Below are 25,090 nucleotides of genomic sequence, written 5' to 3'. Positions count from 1 at the left end.
GATAGATTCATAACGGAGGATCTGACATGAAATCGGTCTTAAAGCTTGAGCTGGATGAAGCAAAAGTGATGATTGAGGCTGCTAAGATTGCGGCAGAAGAAGTTAAAGCATTGGAATCCATCTGTATCGTTGATGACGGCGGGTATATCATTGCACTGGAGCGTATGAACGGCGGGCGAATTACAGGGCCTGAGATCGCAACGTCCAAAGCCTTTACGGCAAGCGGGCATAAGCGTTCCACGCATCTGTTCAACCAACCGGGAGGACCTGCGACAACAACAGGAGAAGCGTTCGGCATTCACGTGATGATGCCAGGTAAGTTTGCAATCTTCGTTGGCGGCTTCCCGATTGTCGTGAATGGCGAAGTCATTGGAGGCGTCGGCATTAGCGGTGGGAATGGGGAGCAGGATACAGCGGTTGGCACCGCGGCGTTAAAGGCATTGCAGCAGCATTTGGGCAGCGAATATGAAGTAATGACCCAAGCGGATATTAAAAAATAAACGCGGTTCGTTCCTTATGAACACATGGAGAGGGAAGAGGAAGATGGTGTATTGGAATCTGTTCCTCGGTTTTTTTCGAATTGGTCTCCTAGGGTACGGCGGAGGGCCAACCATGATTCCTTTGGTTCATGCAGAAGCTGTTCAGAAGTACCAGTGGATGACGGACGATGAGTTTACAGATGTGCTTGCGATGGGAAATGCATTGCCTGGGCCGATCGCCACGAAGATGGCGGGTTACATCGGTTACAAGGTGAAAGGCTACTTAGGCGCATTCATTGCGATAGCAGCTATGGTCATTCCCGTGCTTGTAGGTATGATTTTGCTTCTTGGTCTTATCTATAAATTGAAGGATTCCGGTATTGTAGGCGGTATGACGCACGGAATCCAGCCCGTTATCGGTGTGATGATGGCAGTTATGGCTTATGATTTTTTCAAAAAAGCTTGGCAAAGCTGGGTGAAGAGCAAAACGCTGGCGTGGACACTCATCTCGATTATTGCGCTGGTTCTTCTTAACTTAAATCCAGGCTTACTGATTGGCATCGCGCTTGCTTATGCGTTCACGGAGTCTACTTATTTGGCTAACAAAAAGAAGCGCAGTCAGCAGCAACGCGATTCAGACAGGGGTTTTTCAGCATGAAGCTCTTAGAAATATTTTGGGCCTTTTTTGTTCCTAACATATTAGGCTACGGAGGCGGGCCGCCGATTATCCCGTTACTTCAGGCCGAGGTGGTTGACCACTACGGATGGATGAGCGTGGAAGAGTTCGGCAATGTGCTGGCCCTCGGCAATGCGCTTCCAAGTCCTATCGCCACCAAGCTTGCCGGATATATCGGTTATCAGGTTGGAGGCATCCTTGGCGCGATCGTTGCGCTAATTGCTACCATCCTTCCCACAGCGCTTGCGATGGTTCTTTTGTTCAAGTTTATCAACTTTTTCAAAGGAGCTCCGCAAGTCATGGCGATGACGCTGATTGTGCGACCGATCGTCGCTGTTCTTCTCGGTACGTTGGCGCTGCAGTTTTTCAACAGTGCGTATCAGTCGGCCGGAATTTGGCAGACGGCATTCCTGGCAGGGGTGAGTTTTATTGCTTTGGAAAAATGGAAAGTACATCCTGCAGCTGTTGTAGGATTAGGCTTAGTTTATGGGGCTTTTGTACTGGGATGATCCGGCAGTAGACCTCCGTTTTTAAAAAGTTGATTGGTTATGGTGTATCGATTAAACTGTAAGAAAACGCATTCGCGGAGGTATACCATATGCCGGACAATCCTGTTGTTTGGAAAGACGAAGAATTAAGCCCTATTCGGGATAAAGTATTTCAATATATTAAACAAGCTATTGTTCAAGGTGTATATAAATCTGGTGACCGGATTATCGAGAGAGAGCTGGCCGATCAATTAAATGTTAGCCGCACCCCCATCCGGGAAGCCTTATTCCGGCTTGAATCGCAGGGTTTCGTCAAGACGCTTCCCCGTAAGGGAGTAGTTGTATCTAGACTTTCACCGGAAGAAATTATCGAAATATTCACGATTCTCTCTTCACTAGAGAGCTTAGCTGTTAAGCTCGCTGTGAAGAAATTGGAACAGCCGCAGCGGGATGAACTGAATCAAATCGTTGTAGAGATTGATACTGCTTTAGCGAAACCGACGTTTGAGCAATCGGACTGGAAATATCATTTTGAAGCGAATGAAATTATATTTCGGGCTGCTAAGAGTCCTAGGCTAACGCAAATGTTGGATGGTTTATCCGACTATATTCGCGCCTTCGTCCATGTAGGCTATGAGCTTCCCGGGCGCCAACGCAAAGCGATGGAGGAACATCGGGAAATCGTCAAAGCCGTACTAAACGGTGAAGCGGAGTTTGCTGAAAATTTAACGAAAATTCACGTTGAAAACTCTAAGAAAGCTTACATGGAAGCTTTAGAAAGAGAATAATTGCCGTATTTGCCTACGCTCATGCTGCTGTATGGAGGTTGTGAAATGCCGAATGTGACATTGCACCAGAATGGCCAAGTTTATCAGCAAGAAGTGAATGAGAATAGTAACTTGGTGGTTTTAGCGGGGGTTAAGAAATTCCCTCATCTGAAGTATGGCTGTGGTATGGGGAAATGCACGAAGTGTATGGTGAAAGTTGTTACCGGTGGCGATAAGCTTCAAGAACCCAATTGGAAAGAAAATAAGATGCTTGGCGATAGAATTAACGAAGGCTTCCGCTTAGCATGCCAGTTATATATTTCGGAAGATATTGAGCTTTGTCAGGAATAGGCCAGCGAGGCAGCAGTACATATGGGGGATGACTTATTGTGCAAATCTATGGACAAGTTGAAGCCAAACTCGAAGAACTGAACATTCTGCTGGACGCTCCGCCTAAACCAAGTGGCAATTATCTGCCCTACACGATGGTGCCACCTTTGATTTATTTGAGTGGGGTAACTCCGAAGGTGGGTGGAGTGCTTCAATACAAAGGCAAGGTCGGACAAGAGCTTTCGAAAGAAGAAGGATATCAAGCGGCCAGGCAATGCGTAATTAATCAATTAAGTACATTAAAGGCTATATTGGGAGATCTGAATCGGGTTACCGGCATTATTAAAATGGAAGGCTTCATTAATGCGGAAGCTGGGTTTCACGATTTGCCTTTTGTTTTGAATGGCGCTTCAGATTTGTTAGTTGAAGCTTTTGGGGATAAGGGCTTACATGCCCGCTCCGCTATAGGTGTTGCTGCGTTGCCCGGAGGGGCAGCGGTAGAAGTAGAATTGATTGTGGCTTATAAATAAAAATTGAGCGGAGGGCTTCATATGAGCGAATATATTCTAGTATCCACAACAGACCGTTACCGTACGGTAACAAATAACCCGAATTTAGAGTTAGTGGCCGCATACGAGTATTACTTCTTCGGCAAGAAAAAAACACTATTTGAAGTATGCAAAATTGTTGGTGACGATGCGAGAATCATCATTCAAGGGGTTTCTGAGAAATTCGCAGATAACAGCATTCCGCTCAAAGTATTTCCGAAATTCGATTCCACTGCTCAGATTGAAAAAGAGATCTATGAATTGGACATCGACAAGGATAGTAAAATTGTTAAAACAGCGTAGAGATAAGTGCATGGACAATAAGTGCATATGGAAAAGTGCATAGACAAAAAGTGCATGAAAAAAGCGCAGGCTCTTGGAGCTTGCGCTTTTTTTGTCACCCCGAAAGTAGCAATAGGGTTATTTCAGTCTGTTAGCCAAACAAGCCAGAGTAACTTGCAAGTAACAAGCGAGTAACAAGCATACAAAAAAGCAGCCCCCAAGGACTGCTGACTTCATTCGTTTTATTGAGCTGCGTTAATTCTTCGTTGGGCGATTTTGCCGAGGCGGTTGAGATCTTCTTCACCCCAGGAGATGGTCACATCACCCGTGACGAAGGTCTGACAGGCAAGACGGAAGCCTTGATCGAGCTTCTCCTGGCCGAGTCTGTCGACTTCCTTTTTCATAATTTTGCTTAAATGTTCATGTCCGTCCACGATTTGTACACGGCAAGTTCCGCAAAGGCCACCGCCGCATTTGTAAGGTACAGACCCTTCATATCGGATCGATGTTCTTAAGAGATTAGCGTCTTGTTCGACTTCTATCGTTTTTCCAGATGTTTGATAAGTCACTGATGGCACTGGGCATCCCTCCATGTCTTAGTAGAGTTAGTATATCATAATTAATTGGTTTATGGTATACCAAATACAATATTTTTGATATGATAGAGTGACAAGATGAGATCATTTGAAACTATAATAGGAGGACCCCTACTTATGTTGAACGTTGGCATTATCGGATATGGAACCATCGGCCAGGATGTAGCTCAAGCTATTTTGCAAGGAAATGCCGGGCAGGTTCAATTAAAAGCGTTACTAGTTCGTGACGAGACGAAGTATCCGGATACGAGCTCCCAAGGATATGTCATGACATCAAATGAAGAGGTGTTTTTTCGTCAGGGGCTGGATGTTGTGGTGGAGAGTGCTGGACACGAGGCGGTAAAGCATTATGGTGAAAAAACCTTAGACAACAGAGCGGACCTCATCTTGGTCAGCGTTGGTGCGTTAGCAGACGAGCCGCTGCTCCTTACAATTATGGAGAAAGCACGGCAAACGGGCCGTAAAGTTATGGTTCCATCAGCCGCAATTGGCGGTCTCGACCGGATTGCCGCAGGCAGTGTGGGTCCTATGGATGAAGTAACCTTGGTGACAAGGAAGCCGCCTAAAGCCTGGATAGGTACCTTAATCGAGCAGCAGGTAAATTTGGCTGAATTAACTGAGCCCTATTGCGCATTTGATGGGGTAGCTCGCGATTCCGCTCGCTTGTTTCCGGAGAGTGTCAATGTTTCCGCTGCGCTAAGCTTAGCCGGTATAGGATTTGACCGGACGAAAGTGAAAGTGTTCGTAGATCCTCACATCAGCCACAATACACATGAAATTGAAGCGAAAGGGAAGTTCGGACAAATCAATTTGCAAATTAGAAATACCCCGTCCGCCGGCAATCCCAAAACCGGATATATTGTGGCGATGAGTGTTATAAAAACGCTGCGAGATTTAACATCACCTTTTGTCATTGGCATATAAAAAATATAGAAATGGGGATCCGAATATGGCCTATAACAGTATCATTCTGCGTCTGGAATTAAGTCTCAACCAAGTGAGTTTTGGTGATGTTGCTTCAGCCATTAGTAAAGCAGGAGGAGATATTACTTCGATAGATATCATTCGCCCTGGGCAAGAAGTGACCGTTCGCGATGTCACGGTTCAAGTGGCTGATACAACCGAGACCACCGTCGTTGAAGCGATTAAATCGCTTGCTGGCATCCGTCTTGTCAACGTATCGGACCGAACGTTCCTTGCGCATCTAGGGGGCAAAATTTCCGTACAGCCGACACTTCCGATCAAAAACCGGGATGATTTGTCCATCGTATATACACCTGGAGTGGCCCGCGTGTGCACAGCCATCCATGAGGATCCTCAAAAAGCATACTCGCTAACGATCAAAAGAAATACCGTTGCTGTCGTAACCGATGGTACCGCCGTTTTAGGCCTAGGCGACATTGGCCCTCATGCAGCGGCACCTGTTATGGAAGGTAAAGCGATGCTTTTTAAACAATTAGCAGGGGTAGACGCTTTTCCGATCTGCTTGGATACGCAGGATACGGAAGAGATCATTCGCACGATTAAAGCGATTAGCCCTATATTTGGCGGTATCAACTTGGAGGATATTAGCTCCCCGCGCTGTTTCGAAATTGAGACAAGACTTAATGAAGAGTTGGATATTCCTATCTTCCACGACGACCAGCATGGGACAGCTATTGTTGTTATCGCCGGACTGCTGAATGCCCTCAAAGTTGTTGGCAAGCGGATGGACCAGGTTCGTATCGTCGTAAATGGCATTGGAGCTGCAGGCGTCTCCATCTGTAAAATGCTGCTCGCCGCCGGAGTGAAGCGGCTCGTCCCCGTTGACCGGGACGGCGCTATCATTCGCGGAGGCGAATATGCGCACCACCCGATGTGGGCATGGCTTGCCGAGCAGCCGCAAGTCGAAGCTAATCCTGGCAGCTTGCGCGACATCATTAGCGGCGCGGATGTATTCATCGGGGTGTCGAGAGGCGGGCTGCTGAGCGGAAACGATGTGCAGAAGATGGCTCCGAACAGCATCGTTTTTGCCATGGCGAACCCGGTGCCGGAGATTGATCCGAAAGAAGCGCTCCCTCATGTGCGAGTATTTGCCACTGGTCGGAGTGATTATCCGAATCAAATTAATAACGTGCTTGTGTTCCCGGGTATATTCCGAGGAGCGCTCGACTGCCGTGCACGCCAGATCAACGAACCGATGAAACTGGCGGCAGCACGCGCTATTGCTTCCGTCGTTTCCGAGAATGAGTTGAATGACCAATACATTATTCCGAGTATTTTTAATGAGCAGGTTGTCACCAAAGTCAGGAATGCGGTGGTTGAAGCGGCCATTTTGACCGGTGTGTCACGTCGTATTCCGCCTGATTTTAGATGAGTGGGGCCCAAAGGACTCCGAGCAAAAAAGCACCCAATGAAGGGTGCTTTTTTGCATTCAATTCTGCTCGTCCCTTTATCAACTATCCCAAATCAGGTATAGTAAAAAGAATAAATTGGGGAACCTGCCACATCACCAACATTCGTGTCGGGATGTGGAACTACAGTCCGCTATTTCAGAGATATTTGCCAAAATAGCCCGCCAGACGGAACTACAGGGTCTTATTTGCCCGCACGGACTCCCAATTTCGCCAAAAACGTCGAAATAGAGGACCACAGTTCCCCATGACTCGCGAACAGCAATATTTCGAGTAAATAGAGGACTCCAGTTCCCTCTGACTAACCAACCTAATTCCAAAACCAACTAACAAAGGAGACACTATGATACGCTTTGCAGTAATAGGAACAAATTGGATCACGGAAGAGTTCATTCACGCTGCCCGCGAGACGGGAGAATTCGCATTAACAGCCGTGTACTCACGCACGGAGGAGAAGGCGGCGGAATTCGCCGATAAATTCGAGGTCGCTCACCGTTTTACGGACATGGACGCTTTTGCGCAAAGCGATGCATTCGACGCCGTCTATATCGCGAGCCCGAACTCGCTTCACGCGGAGTACGCAGTTCACTGCATGAATCACGGGAAGCATGTTCTTTGCGAGAAGCCAGCAGCATCCAATTCGGCGGAATTGTCCGCGATGATTGCGGCTGCGCGCAGCAACAAGGTTGTATTCATGGAGGCGCTCAAGTCTACGCTCATGCCGAATTTCAAAGCAATTCAAGAGAATCTGCACAAGCTTGGACCTATCCGCCGTTATTTTGCAGGCTACTGCCAATATTCCTCGCGGTATGATGCCTATAAGCAGGGTACCGTGCTGAATGCATTCAATCCCATTTTCTCCAATGGGTCCTTAATGGATCTTGGTGTGTACTGCATTTATCCGCTGGCTGTGCTGTTCGGAGCCCCAGATCGTGTGCAGGCAAGCGGCATGCTGCTGGAGTCCGGTGTCGATGGTGAAGGCAGTCTACTGCTGAGCTACAAAGAGATGGATGCGGTAATTATGCATTCCAAAATCGCAAGCTCCTATTTGCCGACAGAAATTCAGGGCGAGCACGCAACGATGGTCATTGATAAAATCAACCAGCCGGAGAAAGTCGAAATCCGTTACCGGGACGGCTCTGTAGAGAATCTGACGCGCGATCAGAGCGCTAGAACGATGCGATATGAAGCAGAAGAGTTCATCCGCCTGATCCAAAACGGAGCATCGGAGTCCGAGACGAATTCACATGCTAATTCCAGCATCGCGATGGCCATTATGGACGAAGCTAGAAAACAAATGGGACTGGTATTCCCAGCAGACCGCAAATAAATAAACCGAGCGATGATCAGGAAACGGTCCTGAGTTCGCTCGGTTTTTTGTTATTTGATAGAGGAGCTGGAGGTGCGCATAGACTCGCCAGACATCTCTCAGGGCATCAAGAAAATGTTAGCTATCTTATGATATTACCAAGCTGCATATACTTTAGACAAATAGAAGTTTATTACAGCGCCAGTAGGGTTTAAACCCCAAAATGCATCAATATAAACTCCTTTACCATTATCTGAATAAATAATTGAGGCACCTTTAACCACAAATGTTCCTACGATAATATTTGCTATCCAACCTGGTAAACCACAAGCTGTAAGAATAGCATTTAAAGTACCAGTTGTTAATGCTCCCACTCCTCCTATGTAAATAGAATGATTGATAATATCAGATATTAATTGGTGAGATAAAAAAATACGGTATCCCCACCAGAACAGTTCATAATCCCAATAAGCAGAAGTATTAATAAGCATGCTAACTTCCGATCCAACGTAAGGTACTACTTTTAAACTGTTATTATCCGTGACAATAGTTTGTGCATCTGTTGGGATATTCTTCACTTGATCATTTGCTAAATCTAAAGCCTTGTTAACAAGCTTAACTTCATTTTTAGTTAAATTTGTTGATGCATCTTTACTAAGAGTAAATTTGTTCAATTCTAATTTTACATAAGGATTTGCTTTGTCAATTAAGTCTTGGCTGACTCCAAAGGTTATCTCTCCCTTTTTATCGTTTGGTTGTGCTGCTAAGGCTGTTGAACTGAAGATAAGAAGCATTAACATGATTGATGCCGTAAAAGCTGATACAATTTTTTTCATTTTTTAACTTTCCTCCCGTATAATGGTATAATAACTACATTTAGAAGAGCACCATTATTGCTATTTTTTGTAAATATATTTCTAATAAATGGAAATAAGGAGTTGTTATTATTGAGAAAATTTATCATTAATTTAATACTTACATTTTTAACTGGAATCTTCTCTATCTATTTACTTGTCGGAAAAATAGAGGTAAATGGTGTAATAGTTTGCCTTATTAGTACAGGGTTATTAGCATTAGGATACCTAGCAGTCTATCTAATAAAGAAAATGGTTAAATGAAATGCTTCTTTCCTAAAGCATGGTTTGCGTCCTCAATTCCCGGAATTGTTTCTGACTCAATCAGTCCGTTTAGACTCTTTGCTTGCGATGGCCATTATGGACGAAGCTAGAAAACAAATGGGACTTGTATTCCCAGCAGACCGCAAATAAATAAACCGAGCGAGTATCAGGAAACGGTCCTGAGTTCGCTCGGTTTTTTTGTTACTTGATAGAGCCGGAAGTACGCATGGATTTATTTGGTATAGCCATAGGAGCGAGTACGGGGCCAGCAGCTTCCGAGCTAACTTTTTTCCGAATCAGATGATACACAATTCCGATAATGAGCCAGACACCGCCCATCCATAAGGCGTCCCGGTCAAGCAACGACAGCAGATAACCAATGAATCCTGCTCCGATCAAGGGAAGCACTAGATACAAGAAGGTGTGCTTCACGGAGCGTTGGTTTTCTTTGATGTATTTTTGCGCGATGACAGAGATATTTACGAAGAAGAAGGCCGTTAAAGCCCCGAAATTTACGAATTTGACCGCATTATCTAAGGAGATCACGAGGGCCAGCAGGGAGACACAGCTCACGATCGCGATGTTGATGACCGGTGTATTGAACTTCGGATGAAGGAAGGCAAACACCCGTTTAGGCAGGATGGCATCGCGCCCCATGACAAAGAGAAGGCGGGAAACACTGGTTACGGACGACAAACCTTGCGTAAAAATAGCGAGAATGAGCACGGTGATAAACACAGAGCTGAGTGCGGCGCCACCAACAAGTTTGACGATCTCGAAGCCTGCCGAATCTACATTTACGAAGGTTAAGTGTGGATAAATCAGCTGAGTCAAAACAGAGGGCACTAAGTAAAGAACACTCGCTGTAAGGATGATAATCATGATAGCCCGGGGGATCGTTTTCTCGGCATTCACCGTTTCTTCGGACATGGTTGTGACCGTGTCAAAGCCCAGGAAGGAGAAACAGATAATTGAAGCGCCAGCTAGGATTGTGGAGAACGGCACGTCCGTTTGAAGGAATAATCCCATCGGATGAACGTCCCCCGTCAAATTGCGGAAGAGGAAGAAACAGAACACACCAATAAACAAGATTTGAATCCAAACGAACAGTTTGCTGATATTTGCGGAAAATTTAATGCCGATCACATTGACGATCCCAAGGATGATATTCAGTCCGATGATCCAGACATAAGCCGGGATAGACGGAAATTGTGCATGCAGATAGATGCCGAAGGTGAGACAAGCGATGATGGGAGAGAAGAAATAGTCCAGCAGCAGTGCCCAACCAACGAGGAAACCGAGGTAGGGATGGATGCTTTTTTTCGTATACGTGTAGGCGGAACCTGATGTGGGGAACGATTTGGACATGACGCCATAGCTGTAAGCTGTGAAGAAAATCGCGATAAAAGCGAGCAGGTACGCCTGTGTCAGCATGCCATGAGCATTCTCGTAAGCAATCCCGTAGATGGAGAAATAAATCATAGGCGTCATCCAGGCAAGCCCCATGTAGACGACTTGATACAAGCTTAAGGATTTCTGTAGTTGGATTTCTTTTGTCATGATGATACACTCCCTTATCGTTGGTGCTGTGGTCGACCGTCAGGGGCTGATATGCAAAAAAGCCAAGGAGATATCTAATAAACAGATATCCTCCCGGGCTTTTGTCCCTCCGTGAACACAGGGTGAGCTGTGCGTTTTCTCTTGGACCAGACCGAAGATGAAGCCATCGCGGAACCCTAGAAAACTTTGTATGTCATGTATCATTACTTATAAGTGGAAAAGTGACCGTATCGCAGCGCCAATGTTAACTATATGCTTTTTATGTAAGTTAATATAACACATCGTAAAGCGTATGAGAAGTATTTTGCATGAAAAAGCTAAAATCACTAGAAGTTATTGACACACTCTTCATCTGGTGTTATGTTTAATAACACAAATGAATACGATTGTTTACTAGGGTTCCGCCGGCACATCACCGGGCTGGTCCGAGAGTAAACCGCTTCTAACATGAGGAGCGACACGGAAGGATAAAAACCTGGGAGATATCACCAAGACGATTTACGTCTTGTGATGTCTCCCTTTTTGTTTAACAAGCATTCAGGAGGAGATGGATACGATGGCAAACGTGTGGAACAAGACAATAGGCCCGGGAGGCAAGTGGTCGGGTGCGATTGGTAAAGGGAAATTGATTCGGTTTACAGCTCTGGAGGCGGGAGCGAATGTGTCCATCCAATTGTTCCACGCGCGGGATTTGACGGAGCGCTACAATATGCCGGATACGCTGAAGGCGCAGTACACCGCCCATCTGACGCGAGGACATGTGCTGATGAGTGATAATGGGAGAGTGCTCGTAAGCATCGTGGAAGACAGCTTAGGTTGGCATGATCCGCTTAGCGGATACACGAGCCGTGCAGCGACGGACGCCAAATATGGCGCCACCAATTATCAGGAGCTGCGAAATGAATGGCTGCGGAGCGGGCAGGAGAACTTCGCTGTGGAACTTGTGCGTAACGGGCTTAGCATGCGGGATATGATGCCTGTCCTCAACTTATTCTCGAAGGTGTTTTGCGATGAGCAGGGCGATATGCATTTCAGTCTAACGCATTGCCCCGCAGGTGCAACAGTGACACTTCGGACAGAGTTAGATACACTGCTCGTTCTTTCTAATACACCTAATCCACTTGATCCTAGAACCACTTATCCTTCGGTACCTGTTAACATCGAAGTGCTGCAGGCTGAGCCTGTAGGCATGGATGACTTTTGCGTGAATTATCGTTCGGAGAATCGCCGGGCTTTTGAAAATACATGGGAATACCACGCACTGCTTAGTTAATAAAAACTCGGAGGAGGAACAGATATGGCGGTATTTAATCGTGTGGAAAGCCCTCGCCAAGCCGAGGAGGCCATTTATAGCGAAGTCATTCAAGCGGGGGATGGCTGGATGCGTGCGCTGAAGCCGGGTCAAGTGCTGCGCATTGTCGATCTGGAGGGGAATCAGGCGGCAGATACTTTGTTTTACGATGCTGAAAATCCAGAGGATCACTACAGCGCTGTGGCGACGATTGCAGGCCAAGGCAACATTTATTTGAGCACAGGTTCGGTACTGCGTGCCGAGTCCGGCAAGGAGCTGCTCCGAATCGTAGCGGATACATGCGGGCGGCATGACACCGTAGGCGGCTCCTGTTCCGCTCAAAGCAATACGGTGCGTTACTCGCACGACAAGCTGTCGATGCACAACTGCCGGGACACCTTCATGCTGCAGCTCGCGCAGCACGATGGGGCGTATACGAAGCGGGATTTGGCTCCGAATATCAACTTTTTTATGAATGTGCCGGTTTCAGAAGATGGTGGCTTGAAGTTCGATGATGGTGTCTCCGGACCAGGCTGCTATGTGGAAGTTCAATCGACGGGCAGCTCCATGGTGCTGATTAGCAACTGCCCGCAGCTTAATAATCCTTGTAATGCCTACAATCCAACGCCGATTCAGGTGCTAATTTGGGATAAATAGAAATTCAAAGGGGTGTGGATACGATGTTTACAAAAGTACTTATCGCTAATCGCGGTGCCATCGCTGTACGCATTGAGCGCACATTGCGCAAGCTCGGGGTGGCATCAGTTGCTGTATATACAGGAGCAGATCAAGATAGCCTGCATGTGGATGGAGCGGATGAAGCTGTTCTGATCGGCGAGGGGCCGGCGAAGGAAAGCTATTTGAATACGGAGTTGATTCTGAAAACAGCGCTGGAAACCGGTGCTGAGGCGATACATCCCGGCTATGGTTTTCTGAGTGAAAATGCTGATTTTGCCCGTGCTTGTCGCGATCATGGCATAGTGTTCATCGGACCTACTCCGGAACAAATGGAAATGTTCGGCCTCAAACACTCTGCTCGCGAAATAGCGGAAAGAGCTGGTGTGCCTATGCTGCCGGGTACGCCGCTTATCACAGAGCTCGAAACTGCGCTTACAGAAGCTGCACGGATTGGTTATCCGGTTATTCTCAAAAGCACAGCCGGAGGCGGCGGTATTGGCATGCGCGTTTGTGCGGATGAGGCGGCATTATTGGCCGCTTATGACGGCGTGCGTCATTTGGCGGAGACGAATTTCAAGAATGGCGGCATGTTCCTTGAAAAATATATCGCCAGAGCGCGTCATGTCGAGGTGCAAATTTTCGGCAACAACTTCGGGGAAGTCGTTACGCTCGGCGAGCGCGATTGTTCCATTCAACGCCGCAATCAGAAGGTCATTGAGGAAAGCCCGGCTCCGAACCTATCAGACGATGTACGTGAGGCGATGTTTGCTTCGGCTAAGCGTTTGGCAGCGGAAGTCGGCTACCGGAGCGCAGGCACGGTGGAATACCTGTATGACCCGGAAACGTGCGAGTTTTACTTCCTGGAAGTGAACACAAGACTTCAGGTAGAGCACGGCGTTACGGAAGAAGTGCTGGGGATTGATCTTGTCGAGTGGATGGTGCGCGAAGCGGCAAATGAACTAATGAACATCCAATCGCTTATTCGTAAGCCGATCGGTCACAGTATGCAAGCGCGGATTTACGCAGAGGATTGCTTGCAGCAGTTCCGTCCGAGCGCGGGGCAGTTGGATCGGGCCGTATTTTCGGCTTGGGCGCGGAATGAAACATGGGTGAGAGACGGCTTAACGGTTACCACCTTATACGATCCGATGCTGGCTAAAATCATTGTCCACGGTACCGACCGTACGGACGCCATCAAGAAGCTGATCGAGGCGCTGTCTGAGACACGTATGTATGGTATTACTACGAACCTGCAATATTTGCAGGCATTATTACAAGAACAAGATTGCGTAGACGGGAACGTCTTCACGCAGCTATTAAATACTTTCGAGCCCGTTGAACGGGCGCTGGAAGTCATCGATGGCGGCATCCAAACTACGGTGCAGGACTTCCCTGGGCGTATCAGCCACTGGGATGTGGGTGTGCCGCCGTGCGGGCCGATGGATCCGTTCTCGTTCCGGATCGGCAACAAGCTGCTTGGCAACGCGGATGACGCCCCTGGACTTGAAATGACGCTGCGCGGAGGTTCTTACAAGTTCCGCAGCGATTTGTGGTTCTGCGTCACCGGCGCAGATATGCAGGCAGAACTGGATGGGGAAGCCGTCGTGCTCTATAAGCCGGTATTTGCGGCTCGCGGGCAAGTGCTGAGCTTCGGTGAGGCCAAAGAAGGGATGCGGGCCTATCTGTTGGTCAGCGGTGGTTTTGATATGCCGAAAATTCTCGGCAGCTCCTCGACCTTCACGCTGGGCGGCTTCGGCGGTCACGGCGGTCGCTCGCTGCGTACAGGCGATGTGCTTGGCGTGAACGCAGGCGGCAGCCCTGTGCAAGAAGCGGCTGAGCTTGTTGTACAGCACCGTCCGCAAATGACACGGGAATGGACGATTGGCGTCATTCCTGGACCGCATTGTACAGGAGAATTCCTGCGAGCAGAGTACTTGGAACAGTTGACAGAAACAAGCTGGGAAGTGCATTTTAACTCGTCAAGAACTGGTGTTCGTTTGAAGGGGCCTGCTCCGCTGTGGACGCGTGAAGATGGGGGCGAAGCGGGACTGCATCCTTCCAACATTCACGATAATGCCTATGCGATCGGTACGTTGGATTTAACAGGAGATATGCCCATCTTGCTTGGTCCAGATGGGCCGAGTCTTGGCGGGTTCGTTTGCCCAGTAACGACGGCTTCGGCAGAGTTCTGGAAGCTGGGTCAGCTGCATCCGGGCGATTCTATCCGGTTCCACCTGCTGACGCTGCTGGAAGCGGAGGGTTTGCGCGAGCTGCAAGAAAGTAATTTACAAGCAATTGGCGAGGGAAATTTCGAACGGCTTACTCGTGCGATGCTTCCTGCTGTTAATAAAGAGATTACGCCGGAGTATCCGCGTCTGTTCCATGAAACCGCTAATCGCAGATTCCCGATTACGATCCGCTGCTGCGGCGATCAAAATTTGCTCGTAGAATACGGTGAGCTTGAATTGGATTTGCTGCTGCGCTTCCAAGTGCAGGCTTTGATGCAAGCGATTGTGGAGAGCGGCTCGATTCCAGTGCTGGATCTAACGCCGGGCATTCGTTCCTTACAAATCCATATTGACCCGACCCGAATCACCGTGAGTGAGGCGTGCGCCAAAGTTGTAGAAATCGACGCAGCGCTGCCCCCGCTTGAAGAATTCCGTGTGCCATCGCGCATTGTGCGCTTGCCGCTTTCATGGGATGATCCAGCGACTCAACTGGCCATTCAGCGCTACCAGCAAGGGGTACGGCCCGATGCGCCATGGTGTCCGAGCAATCTTGAATTCATCCAGCGTATTAATGGATTAGATTCGATTGACGATGTGAAGAAAATTGTTTTTAATGCCAATTACTTGGTGCTTGGCTTAGGTGATGTATATTTGGGTGCCCCTGTCGCTACACCGGTTGACCCGCGTCATCGCCTAGTAACGACGAAATATAATCCAGCACGCACGTGGACACCGGAAAATGCCGTAGGTATTGGCGGAGCCTACATGTGTGTGTATGGGATGGAAGGTCCAGGCGGCTATCAATTCGTCGGGCGTACGATTCAGATGTGGAACCGACTGCGCTCAACGGAGAGCTTTAAGGCGGGTAAGCCGTGGTTGCTGAGATTTTTTGACCAAATTCAGTTTTATGAAGTGAGTGCTGAGGAACTGCTTCAGCTCCGTGAAGACTTCCCGCGTGGCCGTTATGAGGCGGATATTCAGGAGACGACCTTCGATTTAGGCGAATACCTGCAATTCCTAGGTTCTATAGAAGAAAGTGCAGCAACGTTCCGCAAGCAGCAGCAAATCGCGTTCAACGAAGAGCGGGAGAGCTGGAAGGCGAAAGGCTTAGCGGAGTACGTATCTGAACAAGAAACAGCAAGTGAACAACCCGAAGATGAACTGCCGGCAGGTACGATTGCTGTGCGCGGAATTATGCCGGGAAGCGTGTGGAAAGTGCTTGTTTCACCAGGCGAGCAAGTGAAGAAGGGCGATCAATTAGCCATTCTCGAGAGTATGAAAATGGAATTCCCGCAGCACGCTCCTTGCGACGGTTATGTCTCGATGATTCAAGTGAAGCCTGGGGATCAAGTTCATGCAGGGCAGCTCATTCTTGGAATTGCTCAATCTGCTTAAGGAGAGGTGTTTGTAGATGACAAAGATTAGGGAGAATGGCGTTGATAAGGAGCTTCCTCTAGAACTTACGATTTCTTGGTTGCAGGATAAATATGCTAAAGAGGAATTGACGCCGCAAGAGGTCATCGCGGCTATTGTACAGCGCGCAGCGGACGACGTGGAAATGAATCTTTGGATTACGCCGCCTTCTCTGGCGCTCATTCAGCCCTATTTGGACGGATTGGCTGAGCTCAATCCGGCGGATGCGCCGCTGTGGGGGGTTCCCTTTGCGATCAAGGATAACATTGATCTAGCTGGGGTGCCGACGACGGCGGGCTGCGAGGAGTATGCCTATACGCCCTCGGAGCACGCAGGCGTCGTGGAAAGATTGATTGCCGCAGGAGCGATTCCAATCGGCAAAACGAACTTGGACCAGTTCGCGACAGGGCTCGTCGGCGCGCGAAGCCCTTACGGCGACGCGCACAATGCGCTGCGTCCCGAACTGATCAGCGGCGGCTCGAGCTCAGGCTCCGCCGTCGCCGTGGCCCGCGGCCAAGCGGCTTTCTCGCTTGGCACGGACACAGCGGGCTCAGGCCGCGTGCCGGCTGCGCTGAACAGGCTGGTTGGCTATAAGCCGAGTCTCGGCGCCTGGCCAACCAAAGGAGTCGTACCTGCCTGTGCGAGTTTAGACTGTGTAACCGTCTTTGCGCACAGCTTGGATGACGCGCTCGCCGTAGATGGCGCGGCGCGTGGTCTTCACGCCGAAGACCCATGGTCGCGCAGTGTGAATCGAGGCGCGTCTCAGCTTCCGCAGACCTTGTTGCTGCCGGACGGCCCGCTCGGGTTCTACGGGCCTTATGCCGCGGAGTATGAAGCGGCATGGGAAAGAGCCGTGGAACAATTAAAAGAACTGAATCTCCCTATCGCCTACGTAGATGTTACGATGTTCTCCCATGCCGCGGCAATTCTATACGAAGGGCCGTGGGTGGCTGAACGCTGGGCGGCTTTAGGCGGTTTTATTGAGGCAAATCCGGGGATTGCTTACCCTGTGACAGAAAAGATCCTCCGCTCCGGCTCTGCGGCGGAGTACGACGCCGCATCGGTGTTCCAAGCGATGCACAAGCTGCAGCGCTTCAAATTGGAAGCGCGCAAGCTGCTGCAAGGCGCGGTGCTTGTTATGCCAACCTGCGGGGGCACATGGACCCGTGAGCAGGTGCTCGCTGACCCGATTCAGACGAATCGAGAGATGGGCCGCTACACCAATCATTGCAATTTGCTGGATTGGTGTGCGGTTGCCGTGCCGGCGGGCGATGCGGCTCCGCTGACGCCTTTTGGCATCACCCTCTTCGGAATTGCCGAAGAGGAGAGCTTGATCTGCGGCGCAGCCGAGCTGATCCTGGCGGGGGCGAGCGCGGCAAGCGAGGCAGCTAGCGCGAGCGAAGGCGCATCGGTGTCCGCAGATAGCGGTGCAGGTGCAGCGGCAGCGCAGGCGACGACGCTCGTCGCGGTCTGCGGCTTACACATGCGTGGCTATCCGCTGGAGAAGCAGATGCTAGGCTGTGGAGCGCGGTTCATCCGTGAGGATGAGACCGCAGCGAAGTACAGCCTCGTGAAGCTGCCGACCACGCCGGCGAAGCCGGGACTCGTGAAGCAGGAACAGGGCGGCGCAGCGATCGCCCTGGAGGTTTGGGAAATGCCGCTGGAGGCATTCGGCGGCTTTGCGGCAGCGATCCCGGCTCCGCTGGGGATCGGCAAGGTTGAGCTCCGGGACGGCACGGAGATCCCGGGCTTTGTTTGTGAGGCTTACGCGGCCGCAGGCGCGGAAGATGTGACGGCGCTTGGCGGCTGGCGCCAAGTGGTGCCGCTGCAAGGCTGATAAGCGTGTTTTACATCTTTACAGCTGGTCTTATGTGCAGTTCAACGTGTGTTAGCGATGAAAAACATCATATCGCCACGGATAGCGCATCCCATATTATCTCCACCACTGCCACCATGATCGTGGCGGTGGTGGTTTTTTGCTATCTATTGTAGGATTAAGCCAAAAGGAGGTCCTTCAACAATGGGGGTAACATTCACCGCTACAATTATGCAAGCAGAAAACAAGAAAGCCACTGGCATTGTGGTGCCGGCCGAGGTCATCACTGCGCTCGGGGGAGGCAAAAAGCCAAGTGTAACAGTGAGCATACAAGGCTACACGTATCCAAGCACGATTGCGGTGATGGGGGGCGAGTACATGCTGCCTCTGAGTTCAGCCCACAGGGAAGCCTCGGGTTTACAAGCCGGTGACACCGTGGAAATTACACTCGAACTGGAGACGCAGCCTCGTACCGTCGAGGTTCCGGTTGATCTGAAGCAAGCTTTATCCATTCAGGAAGGCGTTTATGAGGCTTTCGAAGCGTTAGCGTTCTCGAAACGAAAAGAATTTGTGCGCCAGGTTGAGGATGCCAAAACGCAAGAAACAAGGGAGCGGAGGATCTCCGGAATCGTCTCCAAGTTGACCGGTTCTTAAGCGCTTTGTAAGCCTTAGCTGTTTTTTGGAAAAGCCCCTCCATGAGAAGGGGCTTTTCGTCGTTACAGTCGGTCTTGCCTATCTTTATCGAGATTACTTATTTGAGAGTCTGAGGAGTTATTTTTTTTGTCACACTTAATTAAGTTGACACTTAATTAAGTGCGTGCTAAATTATAAATATGATTGATAAAGCCATTCAAGCGATAACGGAACCAAGGCGCCGAGATATTTTACATCTCGTCCGTGATGAGGAGCTGACCTCAAGCGCCATTGCTTCGCATTTCGATATTTCAGCACCGGCAATTTCACAGCATCTCAAAGTTCTTGAGGAAGCTGGACTCGTCGTTGTTCGGCGGGCAGGCACCAAACGATTCTATGGCATTAGGAGGGAAGGTTTCGCCGAGTTGATGCAATATATTGAGAGCTTCTGGGATGATAGCTTGATGCGCCTGAAAGAAGCTGCGGAAGAGGAGGAGAGAAGAAGAAATGGAAATAACGAGCAGAAGTGAGACAATTAAGAAGGAAATTTTTATCGCGTGCCGTCCAGAGACCTTGTTCTCATTTTTTACGGATCCGGATCAATTAGTTCGTTGGATGGGCCGCAACGTTCTGCTTGATCCGAGCATTGGAGGCAAGTTTCGTATCGATGTGAACGGCAGCGACGTTGCAATGGGTGAGTACAAAGAAATTACTCCCAACGAGAAAGTTGTTATGACATGGGGATGGGAGCGCTCCAAGGCTGTCCCTCCAGGTTCCAGTACTGTTGAATTTAAGCTGACACCGAAGGATAACGGCACTCTTTTGGAGTTCACGCACTATGACCTGCCTGCAGCAGAAATTGCTGATCACGTAAAAGGTTGGTCGCATTTTCTGCCACGCATTCAAATGGTGGCGGAGGGAGAACAACCGGGGAGCGATCCGTCGTCTGAAGAAGCTTAGTATTAAGTTCATAAATCTTTAAGCGGCGCGCATGTATATGCGCGCTTTTTATGTTTCTTTAATGAGGCAAGGCATTCTAACTTCATCGCTCCTACCTCTTTTTCAGCTCAAATCCTTCATTAATTCTGTCTTTCCGCACTCCGCGCCGCACCATATTGCGCACTTCGTCCCTCACTTCGCCCCTCACTTTGTCACTCGCTCTGTCCCTCACTCTATCCCGCACCTGCAACCTGCTCAACGACCTATCCTCCCTCAATATTCATCGCATGCTCATCGCTATGGTGCCACTGGATTCACCCCAAACCCTCCCTCTTTTTCAGGCCCTATTCACTTCCTAATTACACTTATCCACAAAATTACCCACAGTATCAACATGTCCACAAATCATACTGTGTATAAGGCTCCACGCATTCTGTGCACATATCCACAGGTCAAGTTATCCACATGGGAGTAGTTGCTCGAATCCAATGTATTTGGTACTATTTTGAATGCGCAGAGTGCTGCCAGGTTACATTAATAACCAAATGCGAAGGGATAGGTGGGGTGTCGATGAAGAAGATTTTCAGCATCTATCGGACGGATCTAATCAACTTGTGGAGGGTGCCCACAGGTCTATTGCTCATGGTTGCGCTGGCTATTCTTCCGTCTGTGTATGCCTGGATTAACTTGGAGGCGATGTGGGACCCTTATGCCAATACGTCGGGGATCAAAATCGCGGTGACAAGTAACGATCAAGGGGCGAAGATTGAGGATAAAACCATTAACATCGGTAACGAGGTTGTGGATAATTTAAAAAATAATCATACGCTGGGCTGGACTTTTGTGGACGAACAAACGGCGCTGAACGGCGTAGAACGCGGGGATTATTATGCGAGCTTAATTATTCCCGAGGATTTCTCGCGCAAAATAACAAGTATTGTGGATGGCATGATGGAGAAGCCCGAAATCATTTATACCGTGAATGAGAAAATCAATGCTGTTGCTCCCAAAATTACAAGCAAAGGCGCGTCCACTGTCACTCAGCAAATCAGTGAGAATTTTATCAAAACGGTAAGCAGCTCGATTCTGACGCGGATGAAGGAGATCGGCATCGATTTTGAGAAGGAGTTGCCGACGATTCGCAATATGGAGACGAAGATTTTGGAGCTGGAGAAGCGGCTCCCTGAAATTGCGACGATGGGCGAAAAGGCGCTGGAGCTTGAGCAGAAGCTGCCCGAGCTCAAAGAAAAAGGGCAGAAGATCGTCCAACTCGAAGAGAAAATTCCGGATATTAACCGCGCGGCGGATACCGTTTTGAAGATTGAAGAGCGCTGGCCGCAGATTCAGGCGGTTGCGCAGGAAGTGCTGCTTATTCAGCAGAAGCTGCCCGAGATTCAGAAGGCTTCTAGCCGTGTAGCGGAGCTGGATCAGAATTTCGGCAAAGTGGAGGAGGTGCTGAATACCGCCATTGATAAATCTCGCAAGGCCGATGAGATCGTAAGCGCCGCGCTGAGCACGCTGCCCAAAATCGACACTATTGCGACACAGGGAGCCGCTTTCGCTGATGCGCTCACGAGTTTTTTGCAAAAAAATGAGGCGGCATTCCAGACTATAATCCCTGTGGTGAAGCAAAATTTGATCCTGCTGCAGCAAACGGCGGACGCTGTTACACAGCTCACAGGGGTGCTGCAGGATGTAAATCTCGATCCGCAGAAAGCAATGGCGGCTATAGGCCTTTTGTCTGAACGCCTCACGTCCGGCGCGGCTGTGCTGGATAACACGATTGATGTGTTCACGCGTTTGAACACGAATTTGCCTAACAGCCCGTTCACGAATACGATCTCTCGATTAACGGGTCTTCGATCGAATTTGGCTAACCAAATTCAAGCCTTGAATAAGCTCCAAAGCGCCATCGGGCGCGGCGAGAAGCCGGCGAAGGACATCGTGAATAACTTGAACACGTTGTCCAAAGAGGCCGCTGCTACGCTAGGCAGCATTCTTGCCAGATACGACTCGGAGATTGTGCCGAATATGACCAAAGCGTTGGCGCAAATGCTGTCCATCGCCCAGAATGCAGGAGGCGCACTCCAGACATTGAAGGCGCAGATGCCCAATATCCAAGGGATTCTGACGGATGCGCAGAATGGCATTCATTTTGCTCAGACGCAGCTGGATACCCTGCAAAAGGAGCTTCCGGACATCCGGGCGAGGGTGCACGAAGCGTCGTCGACGCTTCAAAGCAAGCTGGATGCGTTCACGAACGGCATCAATGAAGCGGTTCCGTTCATCCGCAATGACTTGCCGCGAGTTGAGCAGAAGCTGCATACGGCAGCGGATTTTATACGCAACGACTTGCCTGCGGCTGAGGAAGAAATCCGCAAAGTAGCGGATCTCTACCAGACGAAGCTGCCCGAAGTTGAGGAAGCCGTTCATCTGGCAGCTAGTCTTGTGCGCAGCGATCTGCCGGCATTTGAAGAGGCTGTCCACAAGGCAGCTGACCAGATCCGTCAAGTCCAAGGAAGCGGCAGCATCGAGGAGGTTCTTCGCCTGCTGCAGAATGACATTCAAAAGCAAAGTGATTTTCTCGCTAGTCCGGTGCTGATCAAAGAGGACAAAAGATTTCCCATTCCGAACTACGGTTCGGCGATGTCGCCTTTTTACACAACGCTTTCGTTGTGGGTAGGTGCCATGCTGCTCGTTTCTCTAATGAGAGTAGATGTGGATAACTTGGACGGTACGTACAAGACGCATCACATTTACTTTGGACGGATGATGATCTTCTTGACCGTTGGATTGTTTCAAGCGCTGATTGTCACCATTGGGGATATCTTTCTCTTGGGAACATATGTTGTGGATAAGATTTGGTTTGTTATTTTTGCGCTGTTAATTAGCGCAGTGTTTATAACAATCACGTACACATTGGTCTCTGTGTTTGGCAATATCGGTAAAGGGATCGCGATTATTTTTCTAGTGCTGCAGTTCTCGAGCTCAGGAGGGACGTTCCCGGTAAGCACGGCTTCCTCATTTTTTCAAAAGCTGAATCCGTTCGTGCCATTTACTTATGCCGTTGGGGTGCTGCGCGAGGCTGTAGGCGGAATGCTTTTTGGGGTAGTGGTAGAGGATGTTATCTTTCTATGTATGTTCATCGTGGTGTGCTATGTGGTAGCGTTAGCTCTGAAAAAGCCGCTCAGCGGTTACACGAGGCGAGTAGCTGAAAAGGCGAAGATGACGAAGCTGATTTCTTAAGTGCAGTGATATATGGCGGTGTACGGTTTACGAAGTGGAGAAAAGGAAAGAATGGATAGCAAGAGACGCGATGACCTGAGGCGGTGCCTTGGGTTTTTGCTATGCCAAAATATTGTGCTTTTAATACTTGGATGGGCTGGGGGGCAAATGTTGTCACGTAGAACTTAGCCTTTAGTCTAGGCTTTTATCAAGACCTTTGGCTAACGAAAGACAGTACCTTAGAGCGTTTAGAAGAAAAAGCTTCTCCTTTATCATTAAGATAACGTTAAGGAGAGCGAGGAATTCGTGTGAGATTAACATCGTGGTGGTCCTATTGCTTGGCCTGCAGCGCATTGCTGCTGATCCCGTTGGTGGGTCTTATCTATGTTCATCTGAATCAGGCTGGCGGAATGGCTTACAACCTGGTGACCGATCTGGATCGGCAGATCCCCTTCTTGAAAGGTTTTGTCGTACCATATCTATCGTGGTATGGATTTCTCCTTGTCGGGTTCCTGTACTTGGCGTACAAGGATCGCCGGAATTACTATATGACGCTAGTGGAATTCGTGATAGGTTTGCTGATTTGTTATGGTGTGTATGCCATTTATCAAACTACTGTACCTCGGCCGGAGCTGACCGGTAGCGACCCTCTGCTGCGGATGGTGGAGTGGGTGTACCAATCAGATCAACCGTTTAATTGCTTTCCAAGCACGCATGTCTTGACCTCGTATCTCTTAATGAGAGCTTATCTGCGTAGTACTCGAGTCGCGACACGCTACAAAATTATCGCAAGTGCTATGTCGTTGCTCATCATCGTATCCACACAGTTCGTGAAACAGCATGTTCTGCTCGATATCGTTGGAGCTGTTCTAGTGGCGGAGGTTGTTGTTTATGCCTTGGATCGTGTACGGAGAGGCTGGTTGACGGATTCGCGTATCAAAGTACGGACACAGCAAAGCAATCTCGAAGGAGGATTAAGACAATGAAGCGCAGAGATAAATTATTGATTCTGACAGGCAGTTTAGGGGACGGACATAATAAAGCGGCTCAGGCGATTCTTGAAGCTACGAGATTGCATAAGCCTGACGTGGACGTGAAGGTGGTCGACTTTTTGGAGTGGGCGCATCCATATTTGCATGGTGTAGGTAAATTTTGCTATATGCAGTGGGTGAAAAGCCTGCCTTCCGTATATGGCTATTTGTACCGCAAGACGCGTGATGACAATACCTTTTCCCATATGTTTAAAAAGATGAAGTCATTCAGCACGGATCGCATGCTGGCGCTGCTGTATGAGGAGGACCCGACAGAGGTCGTATGCACGTTCCCTGGGGCTGCCGCGGCGATGTCGTATTTAAAATGTAATGGATTCACGGCGGTGCCAACCGTTACGGTAATGACCGATTATACGGATCATAGCTATTGGATTCATCCAGGAACGGATCGTTATCTGGTAGGCGCTGAGCATGTGAAGCAAGCGCTGCTTCGATACGGTGTTCCGGAGCAGCATGTTGTGGTTACGGGGATTCCGATTCGGAAACCATTTACACAGGTATATGATCGAGCGGAGCTTCGAGATCAGCACGGTTTGGATCGCGAGATGCCGACTGTGCTGGTAATGGGCGGCGGGCATGGCTTGATCGGCAAGCAATTCAAATCCGTGCTGCAGTCAGATGAACTGGCGGAGCCGGTGCAGTTTGTTTTTGTGTGCGGGCGCAATGAGAAGCTCAAACAGCTCCTCGAAGAGGAGCTGGGCGGCGAGAAAACACGGCATCGCGTGAAGGTAACAGGGTTCGTGGACCATGTCCATGAGCTGATGGCTTTATCAGACCTAATCATCACGAAGCCGGGAGGTCTCACCATCTCAGAAGCGATGGCGCTGGAGCTTCCCATGATGTTGTATAAGCCGATTCCTGGCCAGGAGCAGGAAAACGCTGCGTACTTGGTCAGCCTAGGGGCTGCGATCGAAGTGAAAAATGCGCTGGAGTTGAAAAGCCAGCTGCTGGAAGTGATCGCGAATCAATCGCTCTTATCGAAGCTGAAAGAGAATGTGAAGCAGAGTCAACAGCATCAGGATGCCCAGCATATGCTGCGGGCCATATTTGAAACCCACCATCATTTCATCCCGATGGCTGACGGTATTCGCTTCGCCTATGCAAACGGTTAAATGGGGGGGGCATCTTCCCTCTTTTTACCCTTCAAAAACGTCTATTTTTCGCTAAAAAATGCACGTTTTTTAACCTTGTCAAGTTTGATGTCAATAAGCCTAGAGATACTTTGATCAACCATGAATGGATGATTTATTTAGCTTTGCAGCTTGACAT

Annotated in this window: 24 protein-coding genes and 2 riboswitches; of the genes, 20 read left to right on the top strand and 4 right to left on the bottom strand. The window is 49.2% G+C overall.

The features are described 5' to 3' along the window. The first annotated feature begins 26 nt into the window (after nt 1-26). The 7 genes from AC58UW_RS23975 to AC58UW_RS23945 all read left to right on the top strand — a co-directional run bounded on the left by AC58UW_RS23975 (nt 27) and on the right by AC58UW_RS23945 (nt 3,591). Nucleotides 27-500: a GlcG/HbpS family heme-binding protein gene (locus AC58UW_RS23975; RefSeq protein WP_497423108.1), complete on the top strand. Its 474-nt coding sequence runs from the start codon at nt 27-29 to the stop codon at nt 498-500. 16 nt (nt 501-516) lie between these two features. Beyond that, nucleotides 517-1,137 (top strand): chromate transporter, encoded by a 621-nt coding sequence (locus tag AC58UW_RS23970; protein WP_497423107.1) that lies wholly within the window; start codon nt 517-519, stop codon nt 1,135-1,137. After that, complete coding sequence (locus AC58UW_RS23965) at nt 1,134-1,664, top strand: chromate transporter (protein ID WP_497423106.1); 531 nt, start codon at nt 1,134-1,136, stop codon at nt 1,662-1,664. Before AC58UW_RS23970 ends, AC58UW_RS23965 begins: the two co-directional genes overlap by 4 nt. 89 nt (nt 1,665-1,753) lie before the next feature. Continuing rightward, on the top strand, nt 1,754-2,431 hold the full coding sequence (locus tag AC58UW_RS23960; RefSeq protein ID WP_497423105.1) for a GntR family transcriptional regulator: 678 nt from the start codon (nt 1,754-1,756) through the stop codon (nt 2,429-2,431). A gap of 21 nt (nt 2,432-2,452) precedes the next feature. Continuing rightward, a complete protein-coding gene (locus tag AC58UW_RS23955; protein ID WP_497423104.1) occupies nt 2,453-2,761 on the top strand; it encodes a 2Fe-2S iron-sulfur cluster-binding protein in 309 nt (102 codons plus the stop codon). 38 nt (nt 2,762-2,799) lie between these two features. Further along, nucleotides 2,800-3,270, top strand: a complete 471-nt coding sequence (locus AC58UW_RS23950; protein WP_497423103.1) for a RidA family protein — start codon at nt 2,800-2,802, stop codon at nt 3,268-3,270. A gap of 21 nt (nt 3,271-3,291) precedes the next feature. After that, entirely contained in the window at nt 3,292-3,591 is a 300-nt protein-coding gene (locus AC58UW_RS23945; protein ID WP_127456893.1) for a hypothetical protein, read from the top strand. 221 nt (nt 3,592-3,812) lie between these two features. Here the strand turns inward: AC58UW_RS23945 and AC58UW_RS23940 are convergent, their stop codons facing one another. Continuing rightward, nucleotides 3,813-4,148 carry a 2Fe-2S iron-sulfur cluster-binding protein gene (locus AC58UW_RS23940; protein WP_127456892.1) on the bottom strand — a complete coding sequence of 112 codons (336 nt, stop codon included), beginning with the start codon at nt 4,146-4,148 and terminating at the stop codon, nt 3,813-3,815. Nucleotides 4,149-4,283: 135 nt separating this feature from the next. On the opposite strand from AC58UW_RS23940, the gene nadX reads away from it, so the two are divergent. From nadX to AC58UW_RS23925, 3 genes are all read left to right on the top strand, one after another. Then, nucleotides 4,284-5,090 (top strand): aspartate dehydrogenase, encoded by an 807-nt coding sequence (nadX, locus tag AC58UW_RS23935; protein WP_497423102.1) that lies wholly within the window; start codon nt 4,284-4,286, stop codon nt 5,088-5,090. A 25-nt stretch (nt 5,091-5,115) separates the two neighbouring features. Then, on the top strand, nt 5,116-6,522 hold the full coding sequence (locus AC58UW_RS23930) for an NAD-dependent malic enzyme (RefSeq protein WP_497423101.1): 1,407 nt from the start codon (nt 5,116-5,118) through the stop codon (nt 6,520-6,522). Between the two features lie 380 nt (nt 6,523-6,902). After that, a complete protein-coding gene (locus tag AC58UW_RS23925; RefSeq protein ID WP_497423100.1) occupies nt 6,903-7,889 on the top strand; it encodes a Gfo/Idh/MocA family protein in 987 nt (328 codons plus the stop codon). Nucleotides 7,890-8,023: 134 nt separating this feature from the next. On the opposite strand, the gene AC58UW_RS23920 is transcribed toward AC58UW_RS23925, so the two are convergent. Together AC58UW_RS23920 and AC58UW_RS23915 are read right to left on the bottom strand one after the other, a co-directional pair. Next, entirely contained in the window at nt 8,024-8,704 is a 681-nt protein-coding gene (locus AC58UW_RS23920) for a hypothetical protein (RefSeq protein ID WP_497423099.1), read from the bottom strand. Between the two features lie 483 nt (nt 8,705-9,187). Beyond that, nucleotides 9,188-10,546 (bottom strand): APC family permease, encoded by a 1,359-nt coding sequence (locus AC58UW_RS23915; RefSeq protein ID WP_497423098.1) that lies wholly within the window; start codon nt 10,544-10,546, stop codon nt 9,188-9,190. Between the two features lie 88 nt (nt 10,547-10,634). Continuing rightward, a riboswitch (guanidine-I (ykkC/yxkD leader) is annotated at nt 10,635-10,737 on the bottom strand. A gap of 191 nt (nt 10,738-10,928) precedes the next feature. Beyond that, nucleotides 10,929-11,030, top strand: a riboswitch (guanidine-I (ykkC/yxkD leader). Nucleotides 11,031-11,102: 72 nt separating this feature from the next. Between AC58UW_RS23915 and AC58UW_RS23910 the strand changes: the two genes are divergently transcribed. The 7 genes from AC58UW_RS23910 (at nt 11,103) to AC58UW_RS23880 (ending at nt 19,565) form a co-directional block, all read left to right on the top strand. Further along, a complete protein-coding gene (locus tag AC58UW_RS23910; protein ID WP_497423097.1) occupies nt 11,103-11,819 on the top strand; it encodes an urea amidolyase associated protein UAAP1 in 717 nt (238 codons plus the stop codon). A 24-nt stretch (nt 11,820-11,843) separates the two neighbouring features. After that, nucleotides 11,844-12,494, top strand: a complete 651-nt coding sequence (locus tag AC58UW_RS23905; protein ID WP_497423096.1) for an urea amidolyase associated protein UAAP2 — start codon at nt 11,844-11,846, stop codon at nt 12,492-12,494. A gap of 23 nt (nt 12,495-12,517) precedes the next feature. Then, nucleotides 12,518-16,138 carry an urea carboxylase gene (uca, locus tag AC58UW_RS23900; RefSeq protein WP_497423095.1) on the top strand — a complete coding sequence of 1,207 codons (3,621 nt, stop codon included), beginning with the start codon at nt 12,518-12,520 and terminating at the stop codon, nt 16,136-16,138. A 16-nt stretch (nt 16,139-16,154) separates the two neighbouring features. Beyond that, nucleotides 16,155-17,993 (top strand): allophanate hydrolase, encoded by a 1,839-nt coding sequence (atzF, locus tag AC58UW_RS23895; protein ID WP_497423094.1) that lies wholly within the window; start codon nt 16,155-16,157, stop codon nt 17,991-17,993. A 183-nt stretch (nt 17,994-18,176) separates the two neighbouring features. Beyond that, entirely contained in the window at nt 18,177-18,626 is a 450-nt protein-coding gene (locus AC58UW_RS23890) for a YdeI/OmpD-associated family protein (protein ID WP_497423093.1), read from the top strand. Nucleotides 18,627-18,805: 179 nt separating this feature from the next. Next, on the top strand, nt 18,806-19,135 hold the full coding sequence (locus tag AC58UW_RS23885; protein ID WP_497423092.1) for an ArsR/SmtB family transcription factor: 330 nt from the start codon (nt 18,806-18,808) through the stop codon (nt 19,133-19,135). Beyond that, nucleotides 19,113-19,565, top strand: a complete 453-nt coding sequence (locus AC58UW_RS23880) for an SRPBCC family protein (RefSeq protein WP_497423091.1) — start codon at nt 19,113-19,115, stop codon at nt 19,563-19,565. Before AC58UW_RS23885 ends, AC58UW_RS23880 begins: the two co-directional genes overlap by 23 nt. A gap of 91 nt (nt 19,566-19,656) precedes the next feature. Here AC58UW_RS23880 and AC58UW_RS23875 read toward each other — a convergent pair whose 3' ends face one another. Then, nucleotides 19,657-19,803: a hypothetical protein gene (locus tag AC58UW_RS23875; RefSeq protein WP_497423090.1), complete on the bottom strand. Its 147-nt coding sequence runs from the start codon at nt 19,801-19,803 to the stop codon at nt 19,657-19,659. A gap of 311 nt (nt 19,804-20,114) precedes the next feature. Here AC58UW_RS23875 and AC58UW_RS23870 point away from each other — a divergent pair, with 311 nt between their 5' ends. The 3 genes from AC58UW_RS23870 (at nt 20,115) to AC58UW_RS23860 (ending at nt 24,933) form a co-directional block, all read left to right on the top strand. Then, the gene (locus tag AC58UW_RS23870; RefSeq protein ID WP_497423089.1) at nt 20,115-22,790 is read left to right on the top strand and encodes a YhgE/Pip family protein; all 2,676 of its coding nucleotides are present in this window, start codon (nt 20,115-20,117) and stop codon (nt 22,788-22,790) included. Nucleotides 22,791-23,077: 287 nt separating this feature from the next. After that, on the top strand, nt 23,078-23,755 hold the full coding sequence (locus AC58UW_RS23865) for a phosphatase PAP2 family protein (RefSeq protein ID WP_497423088.1): 678 nt from the start codon (nt 23,078-23,080) through the stop codon (nt 23,753-23,755). Continuing rightward, nucleotides 23,752-24,933 (top strand): MGDG synthase family glycosyltransferase, encoded by a 1,182-nt coding sequence (locus AC58UW_RS23860; protein WP_497423087.1) that lies wholly within the window; start codon nt 23,752-23,754, stop codon nt 24,931-24,933. Before AC58UW_RS23865 ends, AC58UW_RS23860 begins: the two co-directional genes overlap by 4 nt. The last annotated feature ends 157 nt before the right edge of the window (nt 24,934-25,090 follow it).

It is taken from the genome of Paenibacillus sp. J22R160 (assembly GCF_059692135.1).
The sequence above is the reverse complement of the archived record's forward strand: the minus strand, read 5'-3'. Positions and strand labels throughout refer to the sequence as shown.